The 13495-nt window shown below is 68.8% G+C and carries 12 protein-coding genes; 4 read left to right on the forward strand and 8 right to left on the reverse strand.

Features of this window, described 5'->3' with window-relative positions:
- The 5 genes from ACYVKR_RS02340 to ACYVKR_RS02360 all read right to left on the reverse strand — a co-directional run.
- Positions 1-323 (reverse strand): hypothetical protein (locus ACYVKR_RS02340; protein ID WP_460479124.1); only part of this gene is annotated, 323 nt, incomplete at its 3' end.
- 51 nt (positions 324-374) lie between these two features.
- On the reverse strand, positions 375-1142 hold the full coding sequence (locus ACYVKR_RS02345; RefSeq protein WP_460479125.1) for an ABC transporter permease: 768 nt from the start codon (positions 1140-1142) through the stop codon (positions 375-377).
- 17 nt (positions 1143-1159) lie between these two features.
- Positions 1160-2005 carry an ABC transporter ATP-binding protein gene (locus ACYVKR_RS02350; RefSeq protein WP_460479126.1) on the reverse strand — a complete coding sequence of 282 codons (846 nt, stop codon included), beginning with the start codon at positions 2003-2005 and terminating at the stop codon, positions 1160-1162.
- Between the two features lie 60 nt (positions 2006-2065).
- On the reverse strand, positions 2066-3091 hold the full coding sequence (locus ACYVKR_RS02355) for an ABC transporter substrate-binding protein (protein WP_460479127.1): 1026 nt from the start codon (positions 3089-3091) through the stop codon (positions 2066-2068).
- A 27-nt stretch (positions 3092-3118) separates the two neighbouring features.
- Positions 3119-4147, reverse strand: coding sequence for an ABC transporter substrate-binding protein (locus ACYVKR_RS02360; protein ID WP_460479128.1), 1029 nt, complete (start codon positions 4145-4147; stop codon positions 3119-3121).
- Positions 4148-4527: 380 nt separating this feature from the next.
- Between ACYVKR_RS02360 and ACYVKR_RS02365 the strand changes: the two genes are divergently transcribed.
- On the forward strand, positions 4528-5535 hold the full coding sequence (locus tag ACYVKR_RS02365) for an isopenicillin N synthase family dioxygenase (RefSeq protein WP_460479129.1): 1008 nt from the start codon (positions 4528-4530) through the stop codon (positions 5533-5535).
- Positions 5536-5550: 15 nt separating this feature from the next.
- Here the strand turns inward: ACYVKR_RS02365 and ACYVKR_RS02370 are convergent, their stop codons facing one another.
- Positions 5551-5712, reverse strand: a complete 162-nt coding sequence (locus tag ACYVKR_RS02370) for a hypothetical protein (protein ID WP_460479130.1) — start codon at positions 5710-5712, stop codon at positions 5551-5553.
- Between the two features lie 158 nt (positions 5713-5870).
- Between ACYVKR_RS02370 and ACYVKR_RS02375 the strand changes: the two genes are divergently transcribed.
- Positions 5871-6434 (forward strand): nucleotidyltransferase family protein, encoded by a 564-nt coding sequence (locus tag ACYVKR_RS02375; RefSeq protein WP_460479132.1) that lies wholly within the window; start codon positions 5871-5873, stop codon positions 6432-6434.
- Between the two features lie 66 nt (positions 6435-6500).
- Here the strand turns inward: ACYVKR_RS02375 and ACYVKR_RS02380 are convergent, their stop codons facing one another.
- The gene (locus ACYVKR_RS02380; RefSeq protein ID WP_460479134.1) at positions 6501-6659 is read right to left on the reverse strand and encodes a hypothetical protein; all 159 of its coding nucleotides are present in this window, start codon (positions 6657-6659) and stop codon (positions 6501-6503) included.
- Here ACYVKR_RS02380 and ACYVKR_RS02385 point away from each other — a divergent pair.
- Both ACYVKR_RS02385 and ACYVKR_RS02390 read left to right on the forward strand, forming a co-directional pair.
- Positions 6654-11426: a PAS domain S-box protein gene (locus ACYVKR_RS02385; RefSeq protein ID WP_460479135.1), complete on the forward strand. Its 4773-nt coding sequence runs from the start codon at positions 6654-6656 to the stop codon at positions 11424-11426. The genes ACYVKR_RS02380 and ACYVKR_RS02385 overlap by 6 nt on opposite strands.
- Entirely contained in the window at positions 11423-12331 is a 909-nt protein-coding gene (locus tag ACYVKR_RS02390; protein ID WP_460479136.1) for a GGDEF domain-containing response regulator, read from the forward strand. Before ACYVKR_RS02385 ends, ACYVKR_RS02390 begins: the two co-directional genes overlap by 4 nt.
- On the opposite strand, the gene mltB is transcribed toward ACYVKR_RS02390, so the two are convergent.
- Positions 12324-13490 (reverse strand): lytic murein transglycosylase, encoded by a 1167-nt coding sequence (gene mltB / locus ACYVKR_RS02395; protein ID WP_460479137.1) that lies wholly within the window; start codon positions 13488-13490, stop codon positions 12324-12326. The two genes, ACYVKR_RS02390 and mltB, sit on opposite strands and share 8 nt — an antisense overlap.
- Between the last annotated feature and the right edge of the window lie 5 nt (positions 13491-13495).

Below are 13495 nucleotides of genomic sequence, written 5' to 3' on the forward strand. Positions count from 1 at the left end.
ACAGGGCGCGGGGCCGCATGCGCGTCGGAGCGCGCATGCTTCGTGGTCTGACTTGCTGCGGTTGTTTGAGCGGAGCGCCCTTGGGCGCGGAGTCGAGTTCCGCAGCAGGCCCCGCGCCCGAGCATCACAGGTTGCCCCAGCGCCTGCGGCGCTGGGGTCACGGACAGCAGGGCCGCCCTTTCTTTGCCTACTTTCTTTCGGCGGAGCGAAAGAAAGTAGGTCGGCTGCCGGGACGACATCCCGGCCTCTGCCCATAAAAAATATAGCTGCCAGCGCTTGCCATTCAATGGATTCAGATATAAATCAAATTGGATGCAAAGCATAAAAATCGCCAGCAGCTATGATTTTTGATAGCTCCGCAGCGCGGGCACAACTCACTCCCCCTGTGACCCCCGCCGCGCCCACCCCGTCGTGTGCTTCTCAACCGCGCTGAACAGCTCATACATCAGCATGGCCATAGCGCCGACCACGATCAGGCCCGCGAAGGCCAGCCCCATCTGCATCGACGAGCCGGCCGACACCAGCAGGTAGCCAATGCCCTCGTTGGCGGCCGTCATCTCGCTCACCGTGGTGCCCACGAAGGCCAGTGTGATCGCCACCTTGAGCGAGGCGTAGAAGTAGGGCAGCGAGCGCGGCAGGCCGACCTTGACCAGCACGTCCCAGCGCTTGGCGCCGAGCACGCGCAGCACGTCCTCCAGCTCGGGCTCCAGCGTGGCCAGGCCGGTGGCGATGTTGACCGTGATCGGGAAGAAGCTGATCAGGAAGGCCGTGAGGATGGCCGGCCCCGCGCCTATGCCGAACCACACCACGAGGATGGGCACGAAGGCCGCCTTGGGCAGCGCGTTGAAGGCCGTCATCAGCGGGTAGAAGGCCGCGTAGGCCAGGCGCGACGAGCCGATCAGAAAGCCCAGCAGCACGCCCACCACGATGGCGAGGCCGAAGCCCGCCATCGTCACCCAGAAGGTGCGCCAGGCGTGGCCGGCGATCACGCCGCTGAACTCCGCGAGCTGCCGGCCAATGGCCAGCGGGCTGGGAAAGATGAACTCCGACACGCCCAGGCCCGAGCAGATGATCTGCCACAGCACGATGACGGCCAGCAGTACCACCCATGGCGCCCAGCGTTCCACGTTCTTGCGTTGCATGAAATGCTTCCTCGGTCTTATTGGTGGATGGCGGCGCCGCTGGCCGGGGCGTGGCGCATGGCGCCGATGTGGCCGCGCAGCTCGAGCACGATGTCGGTGAACTCGGGCGTGTAGGTCAGCGCCAGATCGCGCGGACGCGGAAAGTCGATCTCGCGGCGCACCACGAAGCGGCCCGGGCTCTTGCTCATCACGTAGACCGTGTCGGCGAGGAACACGCTCTCGCGCAGGTCGTGCGTGACGAGGATGACGTTGAAGCCCTGCTCGGCCTGCAGGTCGCGCAGGATGCACCACAGCTCCTCGCGGGTGAAGGCGTCGAGCGCGCCGAAGGGCTCGTCGAGCAGCAGCATCTGCGGCTCGTGGATCAGCGCGCGGCAGATGCTGGCGCGCTGCTGCATGCCGCCCGACAGCTGCCAGGGGTACTTGTCCTCGTAGCCGGCCAGGCCCACCTTTTGCAGCAGCGCGCGGGCGCGGGCCTCGTACTCCTTGCGTTTGGCCTTGAACCGGCCGCGGTGCGGCTCGACGATCTCCAGCGGCAGCAGCACGTTGTCCACCGTGGTGCGCCAGGGCAGCAGCGACGGCGCCTGGAAGGCCATGCCCGAGATCTTGAGCGGCCCGGTCACGCGCTCGCCGGCCACGAGGATGCGGCCGATGGACGGCATCTTCAGCCCCGTGGTCATCTTCATGAAGGTGGACTTGCCGCAGCCCGAGGGGCCGACGATGGCGATGAACTCGCCGCGCGCCACCTGCAGGTCGATGGCCTCCACGGCAAAGTGGTTGGCGCGCAGCAGCTCGTCGTTGTAGGCCAGCCAGACGTCGCGGAACTCGACGAAGGGAGCGGTGGGGTCGGAAACAGCAGGATTCATGGAAAAAACCGGTTCAAGCGCTTGCGGGATAAGCGCCAATAGCTATCAAAATTGAGGATTTCACTTGCTGGGCAGCACGTTGCGCTCGGCGGCCGTGGGCAGCAGGCTGCCGTTCCACACGGCCTCGGGCCGGATGCGGGTCTTGGTGGCGTACACGTCCGACACCTGCGAGGCCATCAGCGACAGGCGCGTGGGCGAGACCTGGCCGAAGCCCTCTGCGTGCGCGTCGGCGCTGTTGACCACGGTGTCTATCGCCAGTTGCAGGCGGCGTGTTTCGAGCTGGGTGTTGACGATGCCGTCGCGCTCCTTCACATGGGCCACGGCTGCGCCGGGGTTGGCGATGACTTCCTTGGCGCCCTTGGCGAAAGCCCGCAGGAAGGCCTTGACGGCGCCCGGGTTCTGCTGGATCAGCTTGGGGCTGGCGATGATGGCGTTGCCGTAGAGCTTGACGCCGTGGTCGGCGAACGGCATCACGGTGACGTCGGCGGCCTTGACGCCGCGCGCCTCCAGGTTCAGCAGCGAGGTGAAGGTGAAGCCGGTGATCGCATCGATGTCGCCGCGCACCAGCATGGTCTCGCGCAGCGGCGGGTCCATGGTCGTCCACTGCACGCTGCCGACCTGGTTGGCCTTGGCAAAGAGCGCAAAGCCGCGCCGGCCGGCGTCGAACACCGGCGCACCGAGCTTCTTGCCGCTCAGGTCGGCGGGCTTGGCGATGCCGCTTTTCTTCAGCGCCATCACCGAGGCCGGCGTGTTGTTGTAGACCATCATCACGGCCACGGGCTGGTTGGGCACGTCGGGGTTGTTGGCCTGGAACTCCATCAGCGCGGCCAGGTCGGCAAAGCCCATGTCGTAGGCGCCCGAGGCCACGCGCTGCACCACGCCGCCCGAGCCGCTGCCGGCGTCGATGGCCACGTCGAGCCCCGCGTCCTTGAAGTAGCCCTTGGCGGCGGGCAGCAGGAAGAAGGCCGCCGGCCCCTCGAAGCGCCAGTCGAGCTGGAACTTGATGGGCGTGGCGGCCTGGGCGGGCGCCACGCTCGCGGCGGTGGCCAGGGCCAGCGCGGTGTGCAGGAACAATCGCTTGTGCATGGTGGTTTCCTTCAGGGATGGTGCAGATCAGGCCTTGGCCAGGCGCGTGGCCAGCGGCGGCAGCAGGCCGCGGTGGAAGACGCCGTCGGCCGGCGGCTGCGCCTTGAGTGCGAAGGCCTGGGCCACGTCGGCGATCTGCTGGGCCAGCAGCTGCGGCTGGATGTCGCCCAGGCCGTGGCTGCGCGTGTCGGCGCCGGCCACGTACTGGCGGGTGATGGCCCAGCGCGCCAGCTCCAGCTTCTCGTCGAGGATGGGCTCGCGCTGGCGCATGGCGGCCAGCGCGGGCACCGGGTCGGCCAGGGTCTCGACCAGGGCGCGGTTGCTGGCGCGCAGGAAGGCGGCGACCAGCTCGGGGCGCTCGGCGATCAGGCTGCTCGCGGCCAGGATGGCGTTGCCGTAGAGCTGCACGCCGGCATCGGTATAGCGCAGCACGCTCAGCTCCTCGGGCTTCATGCGGGCGAACAGCGATACGGCCGAGTCGTGGAAATAGGTGGCCGCGTCCACGTCGCCGCGCACCACCACGTTGTCGCGCGCCGAGAACTCGGTGGTGGACCAGGTGAACAGGTCGGACGGCAGGTGCTGCCTGCGCGCCACGATGGGCCAGGCGCGGCGCGTGGACTCGACCGCGGCGGCGGCCACCTTCTTGCCCTGCAGGCTGGCGAAGTCGGCGCCGACGCCCCGGTCCTTGCGGCCGATGATGACGAAGGGCGCGCGGTTGTAGTACTGGTAGACGGCCTGCACCCTGGCCGCGCCGGGGTTCTGGGCCTGGAACTCGATCAGCGCGCTGATGTCGCCCAGCCCCAGCTGGTAGGCGCCGCTGGCGACGCGGGTGATGGAGGCCACCGAGCCGGAGCCGACGTCGATGGACACATCCAGCCCCTCGTCGCGGTAGTAGCCCTTTTGCAGCGCCAGCAGGAAGGGTGCGGTCTGCGAGGTGATGCGGTAGTCGAGCGTGAACTTGAGCGGCGTGAGCGCCTTGCCCTGGGCGCGGACGGCGGGCGCGGCGGCGCAGGCGCCGAGGGCGGGAAGGGTGGCGAGGAAATGGCGGCGTTGCATGGTGGCGGTCTCAGGTCGGGAGGACAACAGCCCCGCCAGGGCAGGCGGGTGCGACATGAGCAATTTCCGGGCGACGCGCGGGACACGTGCTGAACGCTTCTACTCAACACAGGCTGTAAGCAATAGGCATGCCTGCTTGCCGGCATGGTGGCTGGCCCTGGGGTGCGGGGCGGCGCCTGCTCCATGCTGGTGCCGGCCTGGGCCAAAGCGTGGCATGCCGGGGCGGTTGGTGCACTGCAACAGCGCATGGCCGGGGCGCGTGCCTGGGGCGGCAGGCTGGCCCGGGGATTGCTAGCAGCAAGGGCAAGAGTAGAAGCGTTCAGCACGCCCCGGGGCGTGGCAGGTCATTGCTCTTGCACCCTCCAACCAGGAACCTGACCATGACTCTGCTTGCCAACGCATCCCCCGCCCGCTACGAACTCGGTGAACTCGACAAGGAGTCCCGCATGGGCGGCCTGGGGGAAGAGACGCACGCCCGCGAGGTGCGCACCATCGACCTCAGCGACTTCGAGCGGCGCAAGGCCGAGATCGCCGACGAGCTGTGGGAGGCCGCCGTCGATATCGGTTTCTTCCAGGTGTCGGGCCACGGCATCGCGCTGGCCGACATCGCCGCCGCCTTCGAGCGTGCCGAGCAGCTGTTCGCGTTGCCGGAGGAGGTCAAGGCGCAGTGGCCGCTGGCGCGCAATGCGGGCTGGGAGCACAAGGCGCAGATCCGCCCGTCCACGAAGACGCCGGACCAGAAGGAGTCCTACCAGGTGACCCGCCCGCGCATGGCCGGCCTGTGGCCGAGCGACGCGGAGCTGCCCGGCTTTCGGGCCGCGACGCTCGCCTTCGAGCGCCAGTGCTGGGAGGTGGGCATGCGCGTGCTCTCGTGCTTTGCCTACAAGCTGGGCTTCGACGACGGCTTCTTCACCCGCGCGCACGACCCCGAGGCCGCCAGCTACCAGAGCACGCTGCGCATGCTGCATTACTTTGCGGTCGATCCCGCGCTGAAGGATGAACTGGGCCTGTGGCGCGCCGGCGCGCACACCGATTTCGACTGCCTGACCCTGCTGTTCCAGCGCGCCGGCCAGGGCGGGCTGCAGGTGCTGCCGGGCAAGGAGATGGAGTCGCGCCAGTGGACGCCCGTGGAGCCGGTGGAGGGCGTGATCACCTGCAACATCGGCGACATGCTCACGCGCTGGAGCGACGACCGGCTGCCCAGCAATTTCCACCGCGTGCGCAACCCGCTGCCGCACGAGTACCAGGGCGCGCGCTACAGCCTGGCCTTCTTCTGCCAGGCCAACGAGGATGCCGTCATCGCCGGCCCGCGCGGCAAGTACCCGCCCATCACCGGGGCGGAGTATCTGCGCCAGCGCATCAGCGCCAATTTTTCGAACCGGTATTAGGGCCGCGGCTGGGGACTACCGCGTGCCGTCGTTGGACTGCTTGCCCGTCAGGATGGAGGCCAGGATGGCCACGGCCGTGAACAGGCCGAACAGGATGGCGGCCAGCCGGAACTGGCCGGCCAGGAACAGCCCCAGTTCGGTGAGCACGGCGATTCCCAGGTAGTGACTGCTTTTCAAAGGGTGCCTGAACCTTTCCCGCAGAGCGCCGGCGGCTGGCCCATGTATGGGCCGGCATGCGGCTTTCCTGCGCATGCCGACGATGCTAGCAGTTCCCGCTAGGCCCCCGGCGGGCCGCTCCCCACGGCTACACTGGCGCCGTTCCATGCGGAGTGACCATGCCCTCTGAATCCATCGTGGTGATCGTTCTGGCCGGCGGCCGCGGCGACCGTTTTCGGGCGTCAGGCGGCGCCGTGCACAAGCTCGATGCGCTGCTCGGTGGCGTGCCGGTGCTGCAGCGCGTGCTCGATACGGTGCGGGCCGCGGGGCTGCCGGTCCACCTGGTGCGGCCGGACGGCGGCACCCTGGGCATGGGCGACTCCATCGCCATGGGGGTGCGGGCCACGGCACAGGCCGCGGGCTGGCTGATGCTGCCCGGCGACCTGCCGCTGGTGCAGCCCGGCAGCCTGCGCCAGGTGGCCAGGGCGCTGGCCTCATACCCGGTGGCCGTGCCGCGCTGGCAGGGGCGGTCGGGCCACCCGGTGGGCTTTCGGGCCGAGTGCCGCGATGCGCTGATGGCCCTGGGCGGCGATGCCGGCGCCGCTTCCATCGTGCGGGCCTGGCGGGCGCAGCAGGGCGTGGCCGATGTGGAGCTGGACGATCCCGGCATCCAGATGGACATCGATACCGTGGACGACCTGGCGCGTGCCGAGGAATGGCTCGGCAAGCACCCGTTTCGGTGAGGCCGCAACCAATCCCGGGGCGCGCTGGCGGAGCGGTCGTGGTATCGGCGCCTCAAACCCACTTTTTTAAAATTCTTCGCAAATGGATTGATCAATAGCCTGCATATATGCATCTGCTTGGGCTATAAATCCACCTGTTGGATTTACAAATTGTGAGGAATTCGTCCACGGCATTTGCCAGTGTGCGGTTTCTTCGCCGGTTTCCCAGGAGTTGGATGCATGCATGAAGATTTTCCGGAGATCCCTTCCGGCTTGCTGGACCGCTGGCAAGGCTTGCTGCGAAACTATGCCGACCTGCTGCACCTGTCGGCGGCACGGGTGCTGCGCGTGCAGCGGGATACCTGGCACCTGATGGCCGCTGCCGGGCCAGCCGCCGACCGGCCAGAGGGCGGACCCGCGCCAGCCGGGCCGCCGCCACTCACCGAAGATCTGCTGGTGGCCCAGAAGCTGGTGTGCCGGGAGGCCTGGAGCGATGCGGCCTTCACGCTGCAACACCAGGGACGCGACTACGAGGTGCAGAGCTACATCGGCATCCCGCTGCACTGGCCCAGCGGCGGGCTGTTCGGCGTGCTGGATGCGGTGAACGACGCCCCCCGCGCGTTCACCGATGCGGAGCGGCGCCTGCTGGTGCAGATCCGCGACGACATCGAGGACCACCTGGTGCTGCTGCACGGCAACCGGGCGGACCTGGTCACGAACCATGTGACGCGCGAGCGGCTGCAGGCCAGCGAGGAACGCTTCCACCTGCTGGTGGAGAACGCGGGCGACGATTACTTCCTGCACGACGACCAGGGCCGCTTCATCGACGTGAACGAGCGCGCCTGCCACAGCCTGGGCTTCACGCGCGCCGAACTGCTGACCATGAGCGTGCCCGATGTGGCTTTCGGCGTGACGGCGGAGCAACGGGAGCGCCTGTTCCGCGATGCCTTGCCGGGCAGCTCCAGGATGGTGAAGAGCCAGCACCGCCGCAAGGACGGCACCATGTTCCCGGTCGAGGTGGTGATCACCTGCATGGAGATCGGCGGGCGCAAGCTCTTCATGGGGCTGGCGCGCGACATCACCGAGCGCGAGCAGGCGGAGCAGGCCATCCGCGAGCTGAATGCCGACCTCGAACAGCGCGTGGCCCTGCGCACCGCCGAGCTGCAGGACCTGTCGGCCACGCTGCAAGGGGTGATGAACAGCGCGGCGGACATCATCTTCGTGAAAGACCCCGACGGGCGCTACCTGCTGTTCAACCAGGCCGGCGAACGCTTCCTGGGGCGCAGCGCGGCCGAGGTGATAGGGCGCAACGACTACGACTTGTTCGAGCACGACATGGCCGCCGGTTTCGTCCACTGCACCCAGCAGGTGCTGCAGACGCAGGACAGCCTGACGGTGGAGGAGAAGGTGCTTTCGGCGCGGGGCATGCGCACCATGCTGACCACGCGCAGCCCGCTGCGCGACGAGCACGGCCGCATCCATGCGGTGATGGGCGTGGCGCACGACATCACCGAGCGCAAGCAGGCCGAGCTGGAGCTGCAACTGCAGCGCGAGCGCATGGCGCTGGCGATCGACGTGGGCGCGCTGGGGGTGCTGGACGTCAACCTGGACAACGACAGCGTGGTCTGCAACGCGCAGTGGCTGGAGATCTTCGGCCTGGACGCCGGGCCCGCCGGCCCACAACTGACGCTGGCCACGGTGCAGCAGCATGTGCATCCCATGGACCGGGCGGCCTGGGACACCCATTTGCGCGAGGTGCGCGCCGGCGCGGGCGCCCAACGGGTGCCGCTGCGCGTGATCCGTTCGGACGGCGGGATGCGCTGGGTGTCCACGGCGGCGCGCTACCTGGCCGGGCAGGGCCAGGCGCCGGACCGGCTGATCTGCGTGATGGTCGATGTGACGGATAGCCACCGCGCCGAGCGGCAGCTGCAGAGCAGCTTCGACAGCCTGCAGCGGGCCGAGCGCCTGGCGCGCATGGGCTCGTGGACCATGGACATCCAGCGGCAGGTGTTCGCCATCTCCGACATGCTGCGCAACCTGGTGGGGTTCGCGCCGGACGAGGAGGTGTCCCTGGCGAGCCTGCCGTCGATCATGTCCGAGGAGAGCTATGCCAAGGTCACGGCGGCGCTGCAGGACTGTATCCAGAATGGCAGCGAGTTCGTGATGGCCTACGAGGTCTACCGCCGCGACGGCAGCATCTTCGATGCCGAGGTGCGCGGCAAGGGCATCCGCGACGACAGCGGCCGCGTGGTCAGCGTGACCGGCACCGTGCAGGATGTGAGCGAGCGCGAGGAGGCCCGTGCGCAGCTCGCCTCGCTGGCCGACCGCCTGCCCAGCGGCGCGCTGTACCAGCTGAGCTACGTCAACCCCGAGGTGGGCCTGGCCGGGCCGGTCGAAGGCCAGGACCTGCACCTGAACTATGTCAGCGGCGGCATCGAGGCGCTGATCGGCGTTTCGGCGCAGCAGCTGCAGGAGAACCCGGCGCTGCTGTTCGAGGCCGTGCACGAGGACGACCAGCAAGCCTTCCTCACCGCGTCGCGCCAGGCCAGCGCCACGCACAGCCTGTTCGAGTGCGACTTCCGGCTGCGCCGGCAGGACGGCGCGCCGGTCTGGCTGCGCATCCGCTCCGCGCCGCGCCGGGTCAAGGGCGGCTGGATCTGGGACGGCATCATCCTCGACATCACGCGCCAGCACGAGGTGGAGTCGGCGCTGCGCCAGGCCAAGGAGGCCGCCGAGCAGGCCGAGCGGGCCAAGGCCGACTTCCTGGCCAACATGAGCCACGAGATCCGTACGCCGATGAATTCGGTGCTGGGCATGACGCGCCTGGCACTGCAGACCGACCTGTCGCCGCGGCAGAAGAACTACCTGGAGAAGATCGACGTCTCCACCCGCGCGCTGCTGTCCATCATCAACGACATCCTGGATTTCTCGAAGATCGAGGCCGGCGGCTTCGACCTGGACAATGCCGACTTCGAGCTCGAGCAGGTGCTCGAGGCCGTCTCCAACGCCACCTCGCTGCGCGCCGACGAAAAGGGGCTGGAGGTCGTCTACGCGATCGCGCCCGACGTGCCGCGCGCCTTCCGCGGCGATCCGCTGCGCCTGTCGCAGGTGCTGATCAACCTGGTGGGCAATGCGGTCAAGTTCACCGATGCGGGGGAGGTGGTGGTGTCCGCCAACCTGCTGGAGCGCACGGACGATGGCCAGCTGGTGCAGTTCAGCGTGCGCGACACCGGTATCGGGCTGAGCCGGGAGCAGATGGGGCGCTTGTTCGTGCCCTTCCACCAGGCGGATGGCGGCACCTCGCGCCGCTATGGCGGCACGGGCCTCGGCCTCACCATCAGCAAGCAGCTGGTGGAGAAGATGGGCGGCAGCATCGGGGTCGAGAGCGAACCCGGCCGCGGCAGCCTGTTCTCGTTCACCGCGGCGCTCGGCCGGCCGTCGAGCGACATGGCGCTGAAGATCAAGTCGCTGCACGGCTACCGCGTGCTGGTGGTGGACGACAACGCCACCTCGCGCGAAAGCCTCTCCGACATGATCAACAGCTTCGGCATGCAGGCCGACTGCGTGGACTCGGGACCGCACGCGCTGGCGCAGATCGAGGCCGTGGCCCAGCAGGGTGAATCCTACGACCTGGTGCTGATGGACTGGCAGATGCCCGAGATGGACGGCATCGAGGCCACGCGCCGCATCCGCCTGGATGTCCGGCAGGAGCGGGTGCCGGCCGTGCTGATGGTCACGGCCTACGGCCGCGAGGAAATCCTGAGCCAGGTGGCCGCGGTCGGGCTGCAGGGCATCTTGGTCAAGCCGGTGACCGAATCGGTGATGTTCGACACCGTGCAGGACGTGCTCTCCGGCCCGCGCACGCAGGCCAAGCACTTCAAGACCTCGGGCCAGGTGCGCAGCGTGCTCACGCCGTCGATGCGCCGCGCGCTGGCCGGCAAGCACGTGCTGGTGGTGGACGACAACGCCCTCAACCTCGAGGTGGCGACCGACTTCCTGGTGCTGGCGGGCGTCAAGGTCGACACGGCCGTCAACGGGCGGCAGGCCATCCGCTGCCTGGAGATGAAGGACTACGACGCCGTGCTGATGGACATGCACATGCCCGAGATGGACGGCGTGACGGCGACGCGCGAAATCCGCCGCAACCCCGCCTGGCAGCACCTGCCCATCATCGCGCTGACGGCCCAGGCCCGCCCCGAGGACCGCGAGGCCACGATCCGCGCCGGCATGACCTCGCACCTGTCCAAGCCCATCGAGGAGCACCTGCTGTACCAGACGCTGATCGACATCTTCTCGGGCGACGCCGCTTCCGGCCGCAGGCCGGCGCGTGCGCCCGAGGCGGCCGCCCCGGCGGATATCGCCGCCGGCCGCCACGCGCTGCACCAGCAGGGGCCGGTGGATTTCGATGCCGCCATGCACCGCATGGGCGGCAACCGCGAACGCATGCAGCGCCTGCTGCAGGGCTTCGTGCGCGACTTTTCCGACGTGCCGCAGCGGCTGGATGCCGCAGTGGCGGCGCAGGACGGCAAGAACCTCGAGGCGCTGGCCCACCTGGTGAAGGGGGCCGCGGGCTATGTGCAGGCCAAGGCGCTGACCCATTCGGCCGACGCGCTGGAGCGCCAGGCCACCCGGGGCGATGCCGCCGCGATCGAGCGCCTGGCCTTCACCTTCCGCGCCGACCTGATGGCGGTGCTCGAGGTCATCAGCGACCGCCTCAAGCGCCAGGCCAGCGCGGCCGCCAAGCAGCTGCCGCCGTCGCCCAGCCTGCCGGCGGCCGGTGCCGACACCTCGAAGGCGCTGGCCCTGATCGAGCGCGCCGAGCCGCTGATGCAGAAGGGCGACTACGCCGCGACCTCGCTGCTCGCCGACCTGGCCCGCGAGCTGCGCGACCACCCCGCCTCTGCCCAGCTGGAAGAGGTGCGGGTGCTGTACGAGGACATCGAGCTGGACCAGGCGCTGGAGGCACTGGGCCTGTTGCGCCGGTCGCTGGCGCAGGAGGAGGTGCGGCCATGAGCACGGTCAACCTGCCCACGGTGCTGATCGTGGACGACGAACGCCTCAACCGCACGGCGCTGGCCGAGCTGCTCAAGGACGAATGCCGGGTGGTGCTGGCCAAGGACGGCGCTTCGGCGCTGCAGCGCGTGGCCGAGGAGAAGATCAGCCTGATCCTGCTCGATGCGTCCATGCCCGACATGGACGGCTACGAGGTGCTGCGCCGCCTCAAGTCCAGCGAGAAGACCGCCAACATCGGCGTGATCTTCGTCACCGGCCAGATCGAGGAGGCGCACGAGGAGCGCGGCCTGCTGCTGGGCGCGGTGGACTACATCGCCAAGCCGGTGCGCCCGCTGCTGGTCAAGGCGCGGGTGCGCAACCACCTGGAGCTGGCGCGCCAGCGCGAGGAGCTGGAGCGCCTGTCCATGCAGGACGCGCTCACCGGCATCAGCAACCGCCGCGCCTTCAACCAGGCCTTCGTGCGGGCCTGCGGCAACACGGTGCGCACCGGCATGCCGCTGGGGCTGGCGATGATCGACGTGGATTACTTCAAGCGCTTCAACGACCACTACGGCCACGGCGCGGGCGACGATGTGCTGCGCCGCGTGGCGCAGACCCTGGTCAAGGCCGCGCAGCGGCCCTACGACATGATCGCGCGCTATGGTGGCGAGGAGTTCGTGCTGATGCTGCCCTCGGGCATCGCGCTGCAGACGGTGCTGGACCGCCTGTGCGAGGCCGTGCAGGCGCTGGGCATCCCGCACGAGCAGTCCGAGGTCAGCGCGCTGCTGACCATCAGCTGCGGCGGCGTGGTGGCGGGCTACGACAGCGCCAAGCGGCCCGAATGGCTGCTCAGGCGCTGCGACGAGATCCTCTACCAAGCCAAGAACGCGGGGCGCAACCGCGCCATCGTGCACGACCTCAATTAGACGGAACGGGCGCCGGCGACGCCTGCCGGCTGCGGCGCCAGGCGGCCGCATAGCCGGCGGCCACCGCGTTGCTCGGGTCGACCTCGGCGCTCGTCTCCGGCTCGGCGGCAGGCACCGTGCCGCTGCTGCGGGCCTGGCGGATGGCCTGGCCCAGTTCGATCACCGACATGGCATAGAAGCTCGACCAGTTGTAGCGCGTGACCACGTAGAAGTTCTGCGTGCCCGCCACGTAGCTCGTGGCATCGCTGCCGTTCTTCAGCTCGATCAGCGCCAGCGGCCCGGCATTGGCCGCGCCATCGCCCTGCACCGGGGCGCCGTTGGCCTGCATCTCGGCGGCGCTGAAGCTGGGCTTGATGTCGGGCGCCAGCAGCGTGGCGAGCTGCTGCGGGTTGCTGTCCACCTGCACGCGGTAGTGCGTGGGCAGGCCGCGCTTCCAGCCGTGGCCGACGAAGTAGTTGGCCACCGAGCCGATGGCGTCCGCCGGGCTGCCAAACAGGTCGATGCGGCCGTCGCCATCGTAGTCCACCGCGTAGGCGGCCCAGCTTGACGGCATGAACTGCGGGATGCCCATGGCGCCGGCGTAGCTGCCCTTGGCCGCGAAGGGATCGACCCGGGTGAGGTAGGCGTTGGTGAGGAACTGCTCCAGCTCGCGGCGGAAGTAGGCGGCGCGCTCGGCGGCGCGCGGGTGGCTGGATGGGAAGTCGAAGGCCAGCGTGGCCAGTGCATCGGCCACGCTGAAGCCGCCCATCTGCTGGCCGTAGATGGTCTCGACGCCGATGATGCCGGCGATGATCTCCGCCGGCACGCCGAATTCCTTCTCGGCGCGGGCCAGGGTGTCGGCGTTGTCCTGCCAGAAGCGCAGGCCGGCGCGGATGCGGATGGGCTCGACGAAGCGGCCGCGGTAGGCGCGCCAGTTCTTCACGCCGGCCGGGCCGGTGCGCGGCGTCATCAGGCTCTGCACGCGGGCGTTGAACTGCGTCTGGTTGACGGCGGCCTGCAGCCAGCCGCGGTCGATGTGCTCGCGCGCGGCGACCTCGTTGACGAAGGCCTGTGCCTCGTCGCGCTGGGCGTAGGAGTTGGAGGTTTTTTGGGCTGTGGCCCAGGTGCAGCAAGCGCTGGCAGCTATAAAAACGAGAGTTTTCTTCAGAAAGGCATGCATACCGC

It is taken from the genome of Comamonas humi (assembly GCF_054782535.1).

Bases quoted from the DNA above. Each gene is read 5' to 3' on its own strand.
- mltB (WP_460479137.1), bottom strand. From the start codon at position 13,490: ATGCATGCCTTTCTGAAGAAAACTCTCGTTTTTATAGCTGCCAGCGCT.
- ACYVKR_RS02390 (WP_460479136.1), top strand. From the start codon at position 11,423: ATGAGCACGGTCAACCTGCCCACGGTGCTGATCGTGGACGACGAACGC.
- ACYVKR_RS02380 (WP_460479134.1), bottom strand. From the start codon at position 6,659: ATGCATGCATCCAACTCCTGGGAAACCGGCGAAGAAACCGCACACTGG.
- ACYVKR_RS02365 (WP_460479129.1), top strand. From the start codon at position 4,528: ATGACTCTGCTTGCCAACGCATCCCCCGCCCGCTACGAACTCGGTGAA.
- ACYVKR_RS02355 (WP_460479127.1), bottom strand. From the start codon at position 3,091: ATGCACAAGCGATTGTTCCTGCACACCGCGCTGGCCCTGGCCACCGCC.
- ACYVKR_RS02360 (WP_460479128.1), bottom strand. From the start codon at position 4,147: ATGCAACGCCGCCATTTCCTCGCCACCCTTCCCGCCCTCGGCGCCTGC.
- ACYVKR_RS02375 (WP_460479132.1), top strand. From the start codon at position 5,871: ATGCCCTCTGAATCCATCGTGGTGATCGTTCTGGCCGGCGGCCGCGGC.
- ACYVKR_RS02345 (WP_460479125.1), bottom strand. From the start codon at position 1,142: ATGCAACGCAAGAACGTGGAACGCTGGGCGCCATGGGTGGTACTGCTG.
- ACYVKR_RS02385 (WP_460479135.1), top strand. From the start codon at position 6,654: ATGCATGAAGATTTTCCGGAGATCCCTTCCGGCTTGCTGGACCGCTGG.
- ACYVKR_RS02350 (WP_460479126.1), bottom strand. From the start codon at position 2,005: ATGAATCCTGCTGTTTCCGACCCCACCGCTCCCTTCGTCGAGTTCCGC.